Source organism: Streptomyces sp. GbtcB6 (genome assembly GCF_019091475.1).
GTDB lineage: Bacteria > Actinomycetota > Actinomycetes > Streptomycetales > Streptomycetaceae > Streptomyces > Streptomyces hyaluromycini.
On the sequence record NZ_JAGXJL010000002.1, the window covers coordinates 448,240 to 464,881 of the forward strand.

The window sequence follows — 16,642 nt, forward strand, 5'->3', positions numbered from 1 at the left end:
GTGATGAGGCATCGCTGAGGGGCAACTGCCGACCGGCCTAAGCATTGTCCCGTGACTGATCTTGAGGTCGATGCGGGCGGACAGCGGCGATGAGCTCCACCTCTATCCCATGAGGGCGAGGTTGTGCAGGCGTGCGATGCCGAGCATGGCGTGGTGTACCCCGTCGCCCTTGAGGCGGCAGTCGCGGAGGATCTTCCAGGTCTTCATCCGGGCGAAGACGTGCTCGACACGGGCCCGGACTTGTTTGTGAGAGCGGTTGTGCTCCTCTTTCCAAGCGGGGAGTTCCTCGTTTTTGCGTCGGCGGTGTGGCATCACCAGCCCGGTGCCGGGATAGCCGCCGTCGGCGATCGTGGTCGTCTGGCCGACGGCGGCCTTCGCGCCGGATTCCGCCCATGCCTTGCAGTCGTTGCGGTTGCCCGGCAGCGGCCGGCCGACCATCACGACCATGCGGGTGTCGGCGTCGACGACGACTTGATGGTTGGTGGAGTACCGATAGTTCTTGGACTGCTCGGCCACCGTGTGGTCGCGGGTGGGCACCAGAGTTCCGTCCACGATGAGCACGGTGTCCTTGCGGAACCGCTTGCGGGGCTGAAGCGCCAGCAGCGGACCAAGGTGGTCGACTATGCGGTCCGCAGCGGACTTTGAGATACCGAACAGCGGGGCGCGCCGGCGCAATGTCAAGTTCGTACGCCAGTAGGCCGTGACCAGCAGGACGCGGTCGTCCAGCGGCAGGCTCCACGGTCGGCCCGTCCGGCCCCCGTCCGCGCCCGCGCGACGTAGTGCGGTCACCAACTTGGCAAAGCAGCGTGGGATCAGTCCGGTGTACGGGGAAATCCAAGACGGCTCCGACGCCGTGATCACAGCAGCCACGCCTTGATAATCTCACCGCGCCTGCACGCTCCCTCCGGAGCCTCAGCAGCGGACCACCGTGGGAAGGGCAGCCTCGTGACGGACCCGGCAGACCTGGAACTGGCGCACCGCCTCGCCGACCAGGCGGATGCCATCGCCCGACGCTACTTCTCGACCGGCACCATCGAATCCCGCATCAAGAGCGACGGGAGCCCGGTCACCGACGCCGACCGGGAGATCGAAATCGTTCTCCGCTCCTTGATCCGCCAGAAGTATCCCGACGACGCCTTCATCGGTGAGGAGTTCGGCGCCCATGGGCACGGCAGACGGCGCTGGATCATCGACGCCATCGACGGCACCGCGAGCTTTCTCGCCGGCGAACCGGAGTGGAGCACACTGATCGCTGTCGAGGAGGACGGCCGCATCACCCTGGGCATGGCCTCCGCCCCAGCCCTGGGCCGCCGGTGGTGGGCCAGGCCGGACTCGGGCTCCTGGACAGGGCCATGTCCCTCCAACTCAGCCGCACCGGCCTACCGGTTGGCCCTCACCGAAGGCGGTAGTGCCCAGAACGCAGCCATCGGCATCTGGCCGCCTCCGCCCAGACTGAACCACCAGGAACGCGTCGTGGCCGCGAGACTGGCCCGGGGCGTCTCGCAGGTCCGACCGCTGCTCGACTGGACTGCAGCGGATCCCACCGTGTCAGCGCCTCGCAAACCGTCCGCCGGATCCAGTACCTGCCACGGCGCGCTCCTGGTCGCGACCGGTCAGCTGGACGCTTTCCTCCTCCTGGGAGCCGGCCCCTGGGACATCGCCCCTCTGATTCCCATCGTCCAAGAAGCCGGCGGCACCTTCAGCGACCTCACCGGTCAGTACCGGACCGACACCGGAGCCGCGCTGTTCGCCCGCCCCGGACTCCACCAACAACTCCTGGACATCGCCGTGACCGCCAACTGAGCGATCCCGCCCTCGGATACGTTGCCTCACCCTGCACAGCGGTTACGGGACAAGTCTTTAGGTGATTTCGGTGTTCGGGCATGGTGGTGTGCGCGCTGAAGCCCCTGGTCAACCTCGTCCGCTTGCAGATCTGGGAGCAGAACCAGAATTCTGAGAATCAGTGTTTTGGTAAGGCTGTCCCGTCGCGGAAGCACGAGGTAGTCGGCTGTCGTCTACTAAAAGACGCCATTTCAGTTGACGTGATCTTGCGACAGTCTGAGGTGATGACTGCTGCGTTTGTCGGACGGATGGCGCCGGAAGATCTGTGGGAGCTCTTCCAGCGGGTGGTTCCGCCGGCGTCGGAACGCCCGCAGGGCGGAGGAGCCCGTCGGAGAGGGAACCGTGAGGTGCTGGCCGCGATCATCTTCGTGGCTACCTCGGGATGTACCTGGAACCAGCTGCCACCGGGCTTCGGGCTGTCGGGAGTGACTGCCTTCCGCCGGTTCACCGAATGGACCGAGGCCAAGCGGCTACGAAGATCGATTCACCCGTTCAGCCGTAGAACCTGAGCAATTGTTTCTGGTTTCAGGTGTACTGGATTACATGGGTACCCTAACCGATCGACACCGAAAACGCATAAAACACAGCACGGGAGGCGATAAAGAAAAGCCATCCAGGCGCGATTGGCCAGCCGCAGTCACTGCAATGACTGCGATTTTTGCCGTGATTTTCACCGGCATATCAGTGCGGCAAGCAATTAGACAAACTTCCCTTTCCGAGCAAAAACAGATAACCGATCGGTACGCTGCCGCTACCAGTCAACTCGGCTCCTCTGATGCGGATGCTCGCCTAGGCGCAATATACGCACTAGAACGCCTCATGCGTGACTCTCCACCCGACCAGTCGACAATCATCCAAGTCTTGTCGGCTTACGTGCGAGATCACGCCGCTCCAGCACCAGCGACGTGCCCAACACCTCGCTCTCAATTCACCGAAAAGACTCCCCTAGCCTTTGACGTGCAGGCCGCCCTATCGGTCCTGGGCCGCCGTTACAACGCATCTGAGGGAAAGATCGATATCGGGCGGGTCAGCCTCGTGAATGCCGACCTGCGTGATGCAAAGCTTATCGGAGTGGACTTAAGTCGTTCGTGCATGACTGACGCCTGGCTGCTTGGCGCTGACATGCATGGATCTGTCATTAATCTCTCCTCCCTGGATGGGGCCAATTTGTCGGAGGCGAACCTCTCGGAGGATCAAATTACTGGATCCTCCATCAAAAATGCCGATCTTGCTTGCGTGAACCTGCAGGGTGCAGACTTGACATCATCCGACCTCAGTGGGTCACGGATGCTCGGGGCGGACCTACGGGGCGCAAATTTGGATTCGGCCAGCCTCGACGGCGTGGCCCTCTTTGATGTCAAGGTGGACTCGAAAACTCGCCTGCCGTTTGGGACTCGCCTACAGAAACACGGTTACAAATGCTAAGCGTGCACAGGGCAAGCGTTTCCCTTGGTCACGACCCCGCCCTTTCGCATCTGCATCCCAGCACCAAGACAGCGCGGTCGGCAATCGACGCCGACCAAGCACATTGTGACTTGCATCACACAGCGGTGTCCGCTTGGATCAGTGCTGGGATGGACCTTGACCTCATTTCAGTCGGTGAGTTTGCGGTGACATATGAGTGTCGCGGCGATGGCAGTGAAGGCGAGGAAGTGTTCCGGCTTGCGCTCGTAGCGGCGGTGGAGGCGTCGGCAGCTGGATAACCAGGACACGGTTCGTTCCACGACCCAGCGGTGCCGGCCCAGCCGTTGGGAGGATTCGATGCCCTTGCGGGCGATGCGGTGCCGAATGCCGCGGGAGGACAGCCACCGCCGTAGGTGCTGATAGTCGTAGCCCTTGTCTCCATGCAGCTTTCCGGGCCGTCGGCGTCGGGGGCCGCGATGTGAGCGGATGGGTGGGATGCCGCGGACCAGCGGGACGAGGGCCTGGCTGTCGTGGAGGTTCGCGGCGGAGATGCCGATCGAGAGGGGTATGCCGCAGCGGTCAACGATGAGGTGGATTTTCGATCCGGCTTTGCCACGGTCGGTCGGATTCGGTCCCGTCAGCTGCCCCCTTTTAGGGCCCGGACGCTGACGGAGTCGATCGCACATCGTGACCAGTCCAGCTCGCCCCGGGAACCGAGTTCGTCCAAAACCAGGCAGTGAAGCTTGGCCCACACCCTGGCCTCGGTCCATTCGGTGAACCGGCGGAAGGCAGTCACTCCCGACAGCCCGAAGCCCGGTGGCAGCTGGTTCCAGGTGCATCCCGAGGTAGCCACGAAGATGATCGCGGCCAGCACCTCACGGTTCCCTCTCCGACGGGCTCCTCCGCCCTACGGGCGTTCCGGCGCCGGCGGAACCACCCGCTGGAACAGCTCCCACAGATCTTCCGGCGCCATCCGTCCGACAAGCGCAGCAGTCATCACCTCAGACTGCCGCAAGATCACGCCAACTGAAATGGCGTCTAAAGAGCTCGCAACACGATCTTGCTATGGCGTTCAGGCTGGTCGAGCAGCCAACTCGCCGCTCGACCAGCCCGGCGCGGCATGGAGGGTCGGCTCAGCAGCCCGTGGCGTTGTAATTCCAGAACGCGGCCCTGGTCTGCGGTCCGGCGATCCCGTCGGGAGTGCCGGCGTTTTCGCCGACGGCGTTCAAAAACTTCTGTAGCGCCGTGATCGTGTTGGTCCCGACAATCCCGTCGACGGTACCGGCATTGTAGCCCCAGGCGTTGAGCATCCTCTGTGCCGCCATCCAACTGTTGGTGCCCAGCTGTCCGTCCTCGGTCCCGGCGCTGAAGCCCCAAGCATTCAGGCAACTCTGCCAATTCTTGGCCCGGGATGTGTCCAGGCCGAGGTTGTTCACTGCGTGAGGGGAAACCTGCCGGCTGCTGACCGCAGGTTTGGTGGCCTGCTGGGGGGCCGCCTCGCTTGCACTCGCACCCGCAAGACCTCCAGCGGCAATGCCGACGATGGCACTCGTCGCAACGAGGACCCTGGCCAGAGAAGATCGCATTGCTTCCTCTTTCCGATCGACTGTGAAGGCTTTGGCGCAGCCGCTCACACAGGCCGTCTGCGCCGCCCCAAGCGTGCCAGGAGCGTGCGCCCAAATCTTGCGAAAATGCGACCCAATTTCTCGTATGACATATTTCAGGCCATATTCGGGGCATGCTCGGCAGGGGATTCCGAAATAGAGCCCATGAATTCCGTCCGCCACTCGCGCAGCAGCCACCCCGAGAAGAGGACGTCCAGCAGATAGACCGTGCCCTACATGGTGAGGCGGCGGCCCTGGCCGGGCCTTTGCGCTGCCAGTCGTTGCGGACCACGTACGGGATCTTGAGACCGCGAGCAGCCCATGGCAGGCTCATGTCGCATGATCGATGAATTCGCGAAAGACAACCTGCACGGGAGACTGCGGCGGGACCGCAAGGCGCTGCTCTGGAAACTCGACGGCTTGTCCGAATACGACGCCCGCCGACCTTTGACAGCGACCGGGACCAACCTCCTCGGCCTGGTCAAACACGTGGCCACCGTCGAGGCCAGGTACTTCGGCGAGGTCTTCGACCGCCCTTCCCCGGAACCGCTGCCCCGGTGGCAGGACTACAACGGCAGCGATCTGTGGGCGGCCGAGGACGAGACCCGCGATCAGATCATCGGGTTCTACCGGCGCACGTGGGAACACTCGGACGCTACGATCAACGAGCTTCCCCTCGACGCCCCCGGCCACGTGCCGTGGTGGCCGGAGCCTTATCCCAACACGAACCTGTTCGCCATCTTGGTCCATGTCCTCGGCGAGTCCATCCGGCATGCCGGGCACGCCGATATCCTGCGCGAGGGCCTCGACGGCCGGACCGGGGTGCGCGCCGAAAACGAGATGCAGATCGACGAGGAAGCCCGTGCAGCCTACTGCGCGAAGATCGAGCAGGCCGCCAGGTCAGCCGCACCGATCAAGGCTTAGAGGTTGTCTCACGTGACTTGACGTTCGTGCGGCATGCTGCCGGTCGTGGGTGCTGATCTAGGGCAGCAAGCTGCACGTGCTGTCCGATGCCCAGGGCATCCCGCTCGCCGTCGCCGTGTCCGGCGCGAACATGCACGACAGCCTCGCCCTCAAGCCGCTCATCCGCGGCATACCCGCCGTCCGGTCCCGCCGGGGACCACGGCGGCGCCGATCGCCCTGACCTGCTACAAGAAGCTCGGGAAACTTGCCACGTGAGACACCCTCTTATCCGCGACGGCCGAAACGTTCGCTGGACTCAACCTCTTTGCGGGCCATGCACACGCCGATGTGCTCTCCCCGCAGCTATTTCTCGCAGGCGGGGAACGCCGTAAGCCTCAATCCCGCTCCGTCCTCAGCCATCAGAAACTCGGCAGCCCAACCACGGCTCCATCTCTTCTTCAAAGAGGCAGGATTCTTGTTGAAGTCAGCCAGGACAAGCCTCAACGGCCATCAGTCGGATTCCGGGTTCAAAAATGGATGCACCAGGCGGGTAAATTCATTTCCCGATCCGCTTCTTCCGTAACGACCTGCCAGACTTCCGAACCAACCGGCATCCCTCGGCGTCGCTGTTCTGGTGGTCGGCGGCGGCCCACTGAGCGGCGCAGACCGAAGATCTCGACGGGAATCATCCGCCGCAACCAGCACGAGCACCACGAAGCCCACGCACACCCGTCACGCGACCGGCGACTTCACGACGCACGCCACTCAGTCAGGCCTCCGCACAGCACAGGCGGTCAGCGGCAGGCCGTCGGCTGGCCCGAAGCCGCAGGGTCACCTCAGGTCCGGGCAAATAGGCCGCACAACGTGCCCGGCCGAGCAGACCCATTCCGCCACCCCAGCCGTGTTGGAGGGATGGACGCCCAGTCCGTGGGCCGGGCAGGTGGGCCATACCGTCCAGCCCGGGTAGGCCACGTAGGTCTGGACGCCGTCGGCGGCCTCGGCGAGGACGCCCTGCGCGTCGACCGACTGGATGTGGGTGCCCTCCACCGCGACCTTGCCCAGACGGAACTGGGAGTCGGGGTCCATGACGTCGATGACGATGTCGGGTGCCGGATGCCCGGCGGCGCGGATGTCGCGGATCAGCACGGCGACGGAGGACTCCGCCAGGAAGGTACGGCGCGCCGTCACGTGGGGGGCGAGGTGGTCGGTGGTCATCTCTCCGTTGTCCCGGAAGAGGGAGTACAGCCACTCGCCGATCGCGGGATCCCGGTCGAAGGGGTCGAAGTCCACGTCGATGTCGTCGCGCAGGCGGGTCAGCCAGCGTGCGAACGCGAGGTCGTAGTGGTCCGGCATGTCGGCTCTCCCAGCGTCTTTCGAGAGCGCCGACCAGGGCGCGAAGCCCCGGCCGGCACGGTGGGTACGGTCGGCTCAGCTGCGGTGGCCGCCTCCGCCGAAGACCCCTCCGGCCTCCCGCAGCACCAGCTCGTCGCCGAGGACGGCCTCTCCGCCGGCGATCAAGGTGAGGGTGTCCCCGGAGTGCCCCCAGGGTCCACCCAGCATGTTCCGCCGTAGCACTTGAACCATCCGCGGCCGTGGTCCTTGGCGTTGTTGCTGTACCACGAGCCGTGGAAGTTGTAGTCGCCCCACTCGTCGTGATTGTAGGAGCCGATGGTGATGTGCAGCCCGTCGCCGTAGAGCTTCCAGTACCACGCTCCATGATCAGGGCGGTCTTCAGCCGTAGCTTTCCCGACGCCGGACACGTCGTCGCTCCTCCCGCTGGGGATCGAGCCCCGGGCCCTGCCCGTTTCGCTCTCAGGGACAGGTCCACCTCTCAGTTGCCCGCGACTCACGCCCTTTGGCGGGCGAGTCCTCCTGGTCGGCCCGGCGAAGCGGCTGCTGGACCAGGAACGCAACTTCCGGGACAGCCGCGCGTGTTGGCTCACTGACAGAAAGCCGGACGATTGGACGGTCGTCTGCTGGAATCCGCGGGGCCGGCACTACGACGCGCATCCTGTGGGTGAAGTCGTGTTCGTGGTTGGCCGGCTGTCGGGAAACATCAGCGCCAGCGTCTTTCCTGATGCCGCCTGGTTGACCCCGGCGAGGCCGCCGAGTCGGACGAGCCGGCCGATCAAGCTCCGGTGCGACGGCCATTCCCGTGAACCTCTCCGTACCCCCGTACGTAGCCAGTGCAGTGCCCGCGGCGATCCCGTGGGCCAACCCATCGTCGACGGACAGGAACGGATGGACTCAATGATGAGATCTAGGACCGCGACGCGACTCCCGCTCGACCGTCCCGCCCGCTCGTTCACCACACGCGGGCGCGCCCTGGGCGTGGCGCTGGCCCTCGGCGCGTTGCTGGCGTCGGGTGCGACAACGGCCCTCGCTTCTCCGGCAGTTGCCGCGACGGGTGACGTCAAGTGCCCGTCCGCGGATTGCGTGCGGATCGCGCCGGCGGCCGGCTCCCCGGTCGCCATCGCCCCCGACAACGCCGGCTCGGCGTACCTGGCGTACTCGGGCGGCGACCTGCTCAAGCTCGACCTGGCCAGTGGAGCGCTCAGCACGGTCACGACCGGTCTGGGCAACCTCCGCGGAGTGGCCGTCGACGGCGGCAACGCGTACATCACCAACTTCGACGGCGCGCTTCAACAGGTCTCCCTCGCCACCGGCAGCCACCGCACCCTGGCCGCCGGCCTGCCCTCGCTCTTCGGCGTGGCGCGATTCGGCACCACCACCTATGTCACCGACGGCAACGGGGAGATCGTCGCCGTCCCGGACGGCGGGACCGCCCGCGTGGTGGCCACAGGGCTCGGCTTCTCCTACGGCCTCGCCTTCGACAAGGCGGGCCTCGCCTACACCGCGGACATGGGCCAGGGCCGCATCCTCCAGACGAACGTGACCACCGGCGCGACCCGAGTCCTGGCAAGCGAGGCCTACGAACCCACGTCGATCTCGGTCGGCGGCGACGGCCTGGTCTACTTCCAGGTCGGCGACGAGGTGAAGCGTGTGAACGCCGCCACCGGGGTGCAGTCCCACGTCACCAATATCGTCGGGATCAACGCCTTCAGCTTCTCACTGGCGGCGTCCGGGGACGCGTACACCACCGGTAGCGGCGGCGACGGTTTGTGGCGGATCGCCGGGCTGACGTCGCGATGAGGCGGTAGGCACCTCGCCCGGTGGTCCGGAACACCGGAACAGTGATCACGGAAGGGCGCCCGGCGGGTTTTCTCCCGGCCGGGCGCCCTTTTCCGTGACCTGCCAAAGGCTGTCCGGGCGGATCAGCGGGTGGGCAGGCCGCGGGAGATGCGCAGCGCGGTGGTGCGGACGGCGGGCCCGACGCGGCGGATGTCGACCTTGCCGATCCAGCCGGATGCCGAGACGGCGGCGACGGGCGGGCCGTCTCCGGCCCGGATGACGGCGGCGACACAGGCCACGCCGGGGGCCGACTCCTCGTGTTCGTAGGCGATGCCGCTGGAGGCGATGCGTCGGAGCTGACGTACCAGCGGCCCGGGGAGGGTGATGGTGCGCGGTCCCACCCGGGGCAGTCCGGATGTGATGAGGGCGTCGATGACGGCGGGCTCGGACGCGGCCAGGAGCGCCTTGCCGACGCCGGTGGCGTGTGCCGGCAGTCGGCGGCCGACCTCGGACGGCAGCCATGGGGCACCGGGGCCGGGCAGGATCTCCAGGTAGACGACCTCGGTGCCGTCCAGAACGGCGAGGTGCACGGTCTGCCGGGTCGCCTCCTGCAGATCGGCGAGGTAGGGCAGGGCGACCGTGCGCACCGAGCGGCGCCGGGAGACGCGTTCGCCCAGTTCGAACAGCCTGAGTCCCAGGCCCACCTTGGCCTTGTACCGCTCCAGCAGTCCGGCGTCGGCCATCTCTTTGACCAGCCGGGACACCGTGGCCTTGGGAAGCCCGGTGCGGCGGGTCAGCTCGTTGACGCCCAGGTAGGTGTCGCCCGGTCCGAACGCCGCCAGCAGGTCCGACACCCGGCGCACCACGGAGGTGGCCGGCTCAAGGGACATGGGTCTGTTCCGTTCCTCGGGACTGTTCCGTTCTCCGGGACTGTTCCGTTGAGTTCTCACCGAGTGGCTCGGCAGATTACGTCCGGGCGGGCACCGTCGCCCGCGCCGAGGCGCAGAGGTGAGAACCGTGATCTCCTCAGTGAAGCGGGCGGTCGCGGGGCCGGCACTCCTCCCGGCCCCGCGGCCCGCCGATGCCCCCTGGGCGGCGGGGAGCCTAGTCGCCGAGGTAGACGACGCAGTCGATCTCGATGTCGAAGTTGGTGAACCACGAGGCCACCGGTACGAACGTCCGCGACGGGAACGGGCCGTCCGCGCCGAAGTACTCGCGGTACACCTCGTTGATCGCGGCGAACCAGCCCGAGTTGGTGCTGTAGATGCGCACGTTGACGATGTCGTCCTTCGTGGCCCCCGCCGCTGCCAGGCAGGCGTCCAGGGCGGCCAGGGAGGTCTTCACCTGGGTGGGCACATCACCGGAGACCAGTTCGCCCGTTTCGGGCGAGTAGGGCGGGAGTCCGGAGATGTAGACGTAGTCGCCGGCGCGGGTGACGAGTTCCAGCGGGGCGAACTTGAGGGCTTCCGAGAGGACCGGGACGGCGATGGCCTGCTTCGGCATGACGCTCCTTGCGTGGGCGGTGGTTCGGCAACGCAACGTAACATATTCTGTCGAACGTATCGTACAGTAAATTGAACGCATCGACGCGAGGAGCGAAAGATGATCACCAGGGACGACGTCCTGACCGCCGGGAACCGGATCCGCGGGCGCGTGCGCCGCACCCCGCTGGTCCAGGTCGGCACACCGGACCGCCCGCTGTGGCTGAAGTGCGAGTTCCTGCAGCACACCGGCTGCTTCAAGCCTCGCGGGTCCTTCAACCGGGTACTGGCCGCACGGGATCGCGGCGACCTCGACCCCGCGATCGGCGTCGTCGCCGCCTCGGGCGGCAACGCGGGCCTGTCAACCGCGTATGCCGCAGCCGCCGTGGGCGTGCCGGCCTCCGTCTTCGTGCCCGAGACCGCGCCGGCGGTCAAGGTCTCCCGGATCGAGTCCTACGGAGCGAAGGTCCACCTCGTGGGCCGCGAGTACGCCGAGGCGTACGAGGCCGCCGTCGCGTTCGCCGAGCAGTCCGGAGCCCTGTTCTGCCACGCCCACGACGGGCTGGAGATCTCCGCGGGTGCCGGGACGATCGCCGAGGAGATCCTGAGCGACGAACCCGCCATCGACACGATCCTCCTCGCCGTCGGCGGCGGTGGCATGCTGGCCGGCACCCTCGCCTCGGCCGCCGGGCGGGCCCGCGTCGTCGCCGTCGAGCCGAGGAACATCCCCACCCTCGACGCCGCCCTGCGCGCCGGCGCCCGGGTGGACGTTCCCGTCTCCGGCGTCGCCGCCGACTCCCTGGGCGCACGCGTCATCGCCGAGACCGCTTTCGAGATCGCCCAGGACGCACCGCACCTGGAGAACTTGCTGGTCGACGACCACGACATCATCGCCGCCCGCGAAGCACTGTGGAGCGATTACCGCATCGCCGCCGAGCACGGCGCGGCAACCGCCTACGCCGCCCTGACCTCGGGCGCCTACCGGCCCGAAGGCCAGAACATCGCGGTGATCGTGTGCGGTGCCAACACCCCGCTGGAGACCCTGGGGCGCTGATCCGCCGCCCGGCCCGCGGTCGCGCTCCACAGGCATCGCTCCTGGGCGACACCGAATTCGGCACACCGCAATCGCCACACCGCATTCGCCACACCGGATTTGGCACACCGGATTTGGCATACCTGATTCGCTATACTGAACGAATGGTTCATTATTCTGGTATCCAGGTGAGCGAGTACCTCACCGACACCTACGCTGAGACGGTGAAGACGAAGATCATCGCCTCAGGCGAGCGAGACGGTACCGGTTGGGTGGCCGTCGAGCGTTCACTCTTTCATCCGCAGGGCGGCGGCCAGCCGGCCGACCGCGGCTGGCTCGACGAGCACGAGGTCCTCCCCGTACGCGATCACGACCTCGGCCTGATCACCCTGAGCTCCGCGGACGGCACGGCGCTGCCCGCCCTGGCGGACGGCGACACGGTCGTGGCCCGCATCGACCTCGGCCTCCGTCTGCGGCACGCCGCCCTGCACACCGCCGGCCATCTGGTGGAGGCGGTCGTCCGGCCGCGCGGCTGGACGACCGTCGGCAACAACCACTTTCCCGGCCAGGCCCGGGTCGAGTTCCAGACCGAGTCGCCCGACCCGCGGCTCACCGACCCGAAGGGCCGGGAGGCCGTCACCGGCGAACTGCGCGAGGCCATCGCCCGCGCCATCGAGGCCGACCTGCCCGTCGGCGCCGGCCACGACGGCGACGGCCGCCGCCTGATCCGCCTCGGCGACATCCACACGGCGCCCTGCGGCGGCACCCACGTACGGAGTCTGGGCGAACTCGCCGACGTCGCCCTTCCGGCCTTGCGTGTGAAGAAGGGCCGCATCAAGGTCTCGTACTCCGCCGAGCACCGGGCGGCCTCATGACCGGGCCCGCCGCGGAACGGACCCCGGCCAGCAGCATGTCGGCCGCGATCGGCGCGCAGATCCGCCTGCGCCGTACCCAGCGCGGTATGACCAGCGCCGAACTCGCCCGACGGGCCGGCATCAGCAAGGCCACCCTCTCCAATCTGGAGGCCGGCACCGGCAACCCCACCATCGGCACCATCGACGCGCTCGCCATCGCCCTGCGCATCCCGATCACCGACCTCATGGCCCGCGACACCGACCCCGGCCCCATCTACATCCAGGCCACGGAGGCCAAGCCCGGCGAAGTGACCCGTGAACTGCTGCGCCGCATCAGCGGAGGCCACAGCCTGGAGATCTGGCGCATGCGGATCCCGCCGAACAGCGAGATCAACGGCCTGCCCCATGCCACCGGAACCGTGGAACACCTCCTCATGTCCTCCGGCCGGCTCACCGCCGGGTCGACCGACAACCCCCAGTCCCTCGGCCCCGGCGACATGCTCGCGTTCGCCGGCGACGCGCCCCACGTCTACCGGACCGGAGACGAAGGTGCCGACGTCACCGTCGTCTTCGCCTCACCCCTGCTCAGCTGACGAGGATCCGGGCTCCCGGTGCGTCACGGCCGGATACCGAAGGGCCCCAGTACGCCGGAGTCGATGCGCAGCGACTCCAGCAGGGTGGCCGCGTTGTCGAAGGTGAAGACGTCGGCGGCCGCCAGCTTGCCGAGGTACTTGCCGGCGACCGGGTCGGCCGCCGTCCGCGCCACCGCGTCGAGGTACGTCCTGAATATGGCCCAGGCGTTCCCGCCCGGCCCGTACTCCTGGAAGTACGGCGTGGGATCCACCGACTTGATGGCGGCTCGGACGCCGGCCTCCAGGTCGGCCATGTACTCCTTCTGCAGCTCGCCGTCGGCCCGGACCCCGAGGCGTCCGAGGTGGCCTGCGACCAAGGTGGTCCAGGGATAGGACAGCGCCACGTCGTGCGCCTTGATCCAGGCGGGAATGTCCTGGGAGACGGCGAGGCTCTTGAACGGGACCCATCCGGGGAAGAGCACGTCGACGAGCATCAGGGTCCGGTAGGCGGGGGCGTAGACGTAGATGTTGTCCGGCGCGTGATTCGGCCCGTGGTACGCCAGCTCCAGGTGCTCTCCGCCGACGGAGAGGGTGTACCGGCTGTCGAAAGTCACCTTCGGCGCCGGCCTGTTGGGGTCGTCGGCACGCAGCAGCAGCTCGCGGTTCACCTTGTGCCCGATGCGTACGACGTCGTTCCCGAACAGGACCGACGCGCCTATGTGGTCGGCGTGCGCGTGCGAGTGGACGAGGTGTGTCACCTTGCCCGGCCTCCCGTTGGCCCTGGTGACGTCCTCGATGGCACGCAGGAGGTTGGTCCCGATGGTCGGCGGGGCGTCGACGAGCACCACGCCGTGCCGGGTACTGAGGAACATGGCCTGGTAGTAGGCGTCGGTCACCCAGTACAGGTTCCCCTCGATCCGGCCGACGTAGTAGCCGTCCGCGTTGAGCGCCGGCCCCATGGACCCCGCGGGCACCGGCTCGAAACCGGGCAGCCCGGCCGTGTCGGCCGCGTGCGCGGTACCGGCCGGCAAACCGAACACGCCGGCGCCGACCGGGACTGCCGCAACGGCAGAGGCACGCCTCAGGAAGGTACGCCGGTTCGCGGCGGTGGAACCGGAAGCGGTGGGCTCGGACGTCATAGGTCCTCCTTGGGAAAAGGGAGTTGAAGCACGGCGAGGGCATGGCGCGGCATGTGCGCCACGCCGCCTCAGGCTCGGAGACCGCGACCAACTTGGTTGAACCATAAACGACTCTGATTGAACCGTAAACCACTCTGCGGGGCGTCCGTCACCGCGGAGGGCACAAGCCGGTTCCCATCAGTCAGGCCCTCCCCGACCAGGCGCGTGCCGCCCGTTCACGCGCCTCCCGGATCAGGTCCTTCTCTTCCTGGGTGAGCAGCCGGAGCAACTTCTCGTTCTTGAACCAGTCGTTCATGAGGGCATGGGATCCGCCCAGGCTCAGGGAATAGGCCCACATGCTCCGCCCTGTCCGTTCTCCTTTCCATTCCGTGGCCCAGGTGACCAGATGGTGGATTTTCTGGTCCGACGTGAACTTCGAGATCGACATGATCGCCGTCCGTCTGCCTTTGCTCACGGGCCGGGGCGCCGGCGATCCGTCAGGACAGCCGGCGCCCCGTCTTTCCACCGGGGTCAGCGGCGGTGCGCGCCGCAGCGGAGGACTTGCTCCACCGCTGCCGCCATGGCCTGCTGACCCTGGGCGTTGGGGTGGGCGGGCGCGGCCGGAGCCACCGCGACCAGGGGTTCGATCCAGCGCTCTCCGGCCGGCCGGCACATGTCGTGTCCTACGGTCGGGGTGTAGGTGTCGACGTAGCGCGCGCCGTGCGCGGACGCCTGGCCGGCGAGCATCGCGTTGAGCTTCTTCTCGGTGTCCCGCAGATAGCCGAAGTCACCGGCGGCCAGCGGCATCACGGAGCTGGTGCAGCCGACCCCGTCGTCCGGGAACAGGTCGGGGTACCCGACCACCAGGACCTTGGCGCGGGGCGCCCGCTGCCGTACGGCGTCCAGCGCCGCGGCGATCTTGGGGGCGGTGTCGTCGACGCGCTGCTCCAGCCGGTCGGTGCCGTCGCTCGTGAAGAAGGTCTGGCACGGGTTGCCCGTCGGGTCCTTGGCCGCGAGCCCGGCACAGGTGGCCAGGTCGCTGGAGAAGCCGATGTCGTTGCCGCCGATGGTCAGGGTGACCACGTCCGTGTCCGCGCCCAGCGCGTCCAGCTGAGGCTGCTGCGCACCCTGGGGTCCGGCCAGGGCGGTCGTCGTCGCGCCCGCGCAGCTGACGTCGGTCAGCTGCGCGTGCGTCGCTGCCGCGAGGAGGGACGGATAGTTCTGGTCGGAGCGCGCGCACGCGGTGTCGACCTGGGCCGGGATGCCGGGGCCGGAGGCGTACGAGTCGCCGAGCGCGACGTAGTCCACGGTGCGCGCGGTGGGTGTCGCGGCGCTCGCCGATATCGCGCCCGCGGTGGACAGGGCCATCGCGCAGCACGCCACCACGGCGCCTCGCAGCAGGCCCCGCCGCCCGGGGAATCTCTTGGTCTGGTTGTTCAAGTCCATCCATTCGTCAGGCCCCTGGAGCGCTCGTCGAGCCGCTCCGACAACAGTCGTCAGCCGTGGGGCGATGTGCTGACGTGACATCAAACGACGCCCGTACCAGGGAGGTTCACTCGACGGCGCGCCGAGGTGGTGCACCCACGGATGCGGCGCGGCGCGGAAGGGGATCCGCGCGTCGGCCCGCGCGAGCGGTTCGGGCGAACAGGGGAGGCTCTACCGGTTGTGACTGCGCCGGAGGTGGGACTCGGCGTAGGCGTGTGCGCGGAAGGCGAGGACGGGGTCGTCGGAGAGCTGGATGCTGGTGGTGACCCGGGTGGGGTTGAAAGCCTGCTTGTCCCAGTGGTCCTGGTCGTCTGCGGGTGCGGTGATCTCCAGGCGCCCGGCGATGATCTCCCTGCGGTGGTCGGGCCAGACGGTGCTGGGATCGTGGGTCGGGTCGTCGGGATCGGCGAGCTGGACCCGCAGCACGAACGCCACCGGCCCCTGCTCCAGGCGCTGGTGGAGTTCGTCGGTCAGGTAGTGGGCGGTACGGGAGGCCGCCTCGTCCGCGGTCAGGCCGAGGCGTCCGGCCTCCGGTTCCCAGCGGTACCGCACCGGCTGCCTGGTACCGGCCGCGTCGACCCAGACGAAGGCATGGATGGCCCAGTAGGCGGCGGAGGCATAGCTGACGGGGACGGGCGGCTGCTGCGCGACGGCTTCGGCCAGATGGGGGTGGGCCCCGACGAACGCGTGCACCCGGGCCAGATCGGGCTGGTGGGTGACGAGGTCGGGGCGCAGGGCCTCGGTCAGTTCGAGGAACTCCCGAGGGGTGGCGGCGACGAACCGGGGGACGGTGAGGGCGATCAGGTCGGTGTCACTTCCGTCGTGCAGATGGAAGCGGGTGGCCATGCCGCGGGTGACCGGGGCGGTGTCGGGAGTGTGCGGATTCCCCTCGGAGTTCGAGAACCGTACGGTGGCCGGAACCGGCCGCGTCTGCAGATGTGCGGCCGTGGTCAGGGCCGCCGCGGCCCCGGTGGGTGCGAAGGTGGCCCGGAAGGCGGCTCCCCGGGCGCTCGACCGGCGCTGTCCCGGGTACCTCCCGCTCATGCGCTCCATGCTGTCGACCACCTCGACGGCCAGGGTGTGATCAGTGGAACTGCTCGACATGTCAATCCTCCGAAAACGAAACAGGTAAGAAGCCTTGGCCTGGGGGGACCCACGTCCTGCGGGTGCTCTCCGCGTCACCGGCCGCACCGGCGCACCGCCGACGGGCGGAC

The 16,642-nt window shown here is 67.7% G+C and carries 17 protein-coding genes and 3 pseudogenes; 9 read left to right on the forward strand and 11 right to left on the reverse strand.

Going from position 1 to position 16,642, the window contains the following annotated elements; genetic code table 11:
- Nucleotides 1-102: 102 nt before the first annotated feature.
- Nucleotides 103-870: a transposase gene (locus tag KVT45_RS04830; protein WP_217545203.1), complete on the reverse strand. Its 768-nt coding sequence runs from the start codon at nt 868-870 to the stop codon at nt 103-105.
- 75 nt (nt 871-945) lie between these two features.
- On the opposite strand from KVT45_RS04830, the gene KVT45_RS04835 reads away from it, so the two are divergent.
- The 3 genes and pseudogenes from KVT45_RS04835 to KVT45_RS04845 all read left to right on the forward strand — a co-directional run bounded on the left by KVT45_RS04835 (nt 946) and on the right by KVT45_RS04845 (nt 3,267).
- Entirely contained in the window at nt 946-1,803 is an 858-nt protein-coding gene (locus KVT45_RS04835) for an inositol monophosphatase family protein (protein ID WP_217545204.1), read from the forward strand.
- Between the two features lie 263 nt (nt 1,804-2,066).
- A pseudogene (locus tag KVT45_RS04840) lies at nt 2,067-2,309 on the forward strand (transposase); the annotation flags it as partial.
- A 76-nt stretch (nt 2,310-2,385) separates the two neighbouring features.
- Nucleotides 2,386-3,267: a pentapeptide repeat-containing protein gene (locus KVT45_RS04845; RefSeq protein ID WP_217545205.1), complete on the forward strand. Its 882-nt coding sequence runs from the start codon at nt 2,386-2,388 to the stop codon at nt 3,265-3,267.
- 167 nt (nt 3,268-3,434) lie between these two features.
- On the opposite strand, the pseudogene KVT45_RS04850 reads toward KVT45_RS04845, so the two are convergent.
- Together KVT45_RS04850 and KVT45_RS04855 are read right to left on the reverse strand one after the other, a co-directional pair.
- Nucleotides 3,435-4,243: pseudogene (locus tag KVT45_RS04850) on the reverse strand (IS5 family transposase).
- Nucleotides 4,244-4,379: 136 nt separating this feature from the next.
- Nucleotides 4,380-4,832, reverse strand: a complete 453-nt coding sequence (locus KVT45_RS04855) for a peptidoglycan-binding protein (protein WP_217545206.1) — start codon at nt 4,830-4,832, stop codon at nt 4,380-4,382.
- Nucleotides 4,833-5,189: 357 nt separating this feature from the next.
- Between KVT45_RS04855 and KVT45_RS04860 the strand changes: the two genes are divergently transcribed.
- Together KVT45_RS04860 and KVT45_RS04865 are read left to right on the forward strand one after the other, a co-directional pair.
- A complete protein-coding gene (locus tag KVT45_RS04860) occupies nt 5,190-5,774 on the forward strand; it encodes a DinB family protein (RefSeq protein WP_217545207.1) in 585 nt (194 codons plus the stop codon).
- A gap of 61 nt (nt 5,775-5,835) precedes the next feature.
- Nucleotides 5,836-5,985, forward strand: a pseudogene (locus KVT45_RS04865) (IS5/IS1182 family transposase); the annotation flags it as partial.
- Nucleotides 5,986-6,584: 599 nt separating this feature from the next.
- Here KVT45_RS04865 and KVT45_RS04870 read toward each other — a convergent pair.
- Nucleotides 6,585-7,106, reverse strand: coding sequence for a hypothetical protein (locus KVT45_RS04870; RefSeq protein ID WP_217545209.1), 522 nt, complete (start codon nt 7,104-7,106; stop codon nt 6,585-6,587).
- Between the two features lie 75 nt (nt 7,107-7,181).
- The gene (locus tag KVT45_RS57610) at nt 7,182-7,313 is read right to left on the reverse strand and encodes a hypothetical protein (protein ID WP_302832473.1); all 132 of its coding nucleotides are present in this window, start codon (nt 7,311-7,313) and stop codon (nt 7,182-7,184) included.
- A gap of 693 nt (nt 7,314-8,006) precedes the next feature.
- Between KVT45_RS57610 and KVT45_RS04875 the strand changes: the two genes are divergently transcribed.
- Nucleotides 8,007-8,906, forward strand: a complete 900-nt coding sequence (locus KVT45_RS04875) for a hypothetical protein (RefSeq protein ID WP_254646289.1) — start codon at nt 8,007-8,009, stop codon at nt 8,904-8,906.
- Nucleotides 8,907-9,028: 122 nt separating this feature from the next.
- On the opposite strand, the gene KVT45_RS04880 is transcribed toward KVT45_RS04875, so the two are convergent.
- Nucleotides 9,029-9,775 carry an IclR family transcriptional regulator gene (locus KVT45_RS04880; RefSeq protein WP_254646290.1) on the reverse strand — a complete coding sequence of 249 codons (747 nt, stop codon included), beginning with the start codon at nt 9,773-9,775 and terminating at the stop codon, nt 9,029-9,031.
- A gap of 214 nt (nt 9,776-9,989) precedes the next feature.
- Nucleotides 9,990-10,388, reverse strand: coding sequence for a RidA family protein (locus tag KVT45_RS04885; protein WP_217545211.1), 399 nt, complete (start codon nt 10,386-10,388; stop codon nt 9,990-9,992).
- A gap of 99 nt (nt 10,389-10,487) precedes the next feature.
- Between KVT45_RS04885 and KVT45_RS04890 the strand changes: the two genes are divergently transcribed.
- From KVT45_RS04890 to KVT45_RS04900, 3 genes are all read left to right on the forward strand, one after another.
- Nucleotides 10,488-11,420, forward strand: a complete 933-nt coding sequence (locus KVT45_RS04890; RefSeq protein WP_217545212.1) for a threonine/serine dehydratase — start codon at nt 10,488-10,490, stop codon at nt 11,418-11,420.
- A gap of 143 nt (nt 11,421-11,563) precedes the next feature.
- Complete coding sequence (locus KVT45_RS04895) at nt 11,564-12,274, forward strand: metal-dependent hydrolase (protein WP_217545213.1); 711 nt, start codon at nt 11,564-11,566, stop codon at nt 12,272-12,274.
- Nucleotides 12,271-12,846, forward strand: a complete 576-nt coding sequence (locus KVT45_RS04900; RefSeq protein ID WP_089106273.1) for a helix-turn-helix domain-containing protein — start codon at nt 12,271-12,273, stop codon at nt 12,844-12,846. Before KVT45_RS04895 ends, KVT45_RS04900 begins: the two co-directional genes overlap by 4 nt.
- A gap of 23 nt (nt 12,847-12,869) precedes the next feature.
- Here the strand turns inward: KVT45_RS04900 and KVT45_RS04905 are convergent, their stop codons facing one another.
- The 4 genes from KVT45_RS04905 to KVT45_RS04920 form a co-directional block, all read right to left on the reverse strand.
- Nucleotides 12,870-13,964: an MBL fold metallo-hydrolase gene (locus tag KVT45_RS04905; RefSeq protein WP_217545214.1), complete on the reverse strand. Its 1,095-nt coding sequence runs from the start codon at nt 13,962-13,964 to the stop codon at nt 12,870-12,872.
- A 181-nt stretch (nt 13,965-14,145) separates the two neighbouring features.
- Nucleotides 14,146-14,391, reverse strand: a complete 246-nt coding sequence (locus tag KVT45_RS04910; RefSeq protein WP_217545215.1) for a hypothetical protein — start codon at nt 14,389-14,391, stop codon at nt 14,146-14,148.
- An 83-nt stretch (nt 14,392-14,474) separates the two neighbouring features.
- Nucleotides 14,475-15,311: an SGNH/GDSL hydrolase family protein gene (locus KVT45_RS04915; protein WP_217545321.1), complete on the reverse strand. Its 837-nt coding sequence runs from the start codon at nt 15,309-15,311 to the stop codon at nt 14,475-14,477.
- Nucleotides 15,312-15,599: 288 nt separating this feature from the next.
- Nucleotides 15,600-16,532 (reverse strand): catalase family peroxidase, encoded by a 933-nt coding sequence (locus tag KVT45_RS04920; RefSeq protein WP_217545216.1) that lies wholly within the window; start codon nt 16,530-16,532, stop codon nt 15,600-15,602.
- Nucleotides 16,533-16,642: the final 110 nt, after the last annotated feature.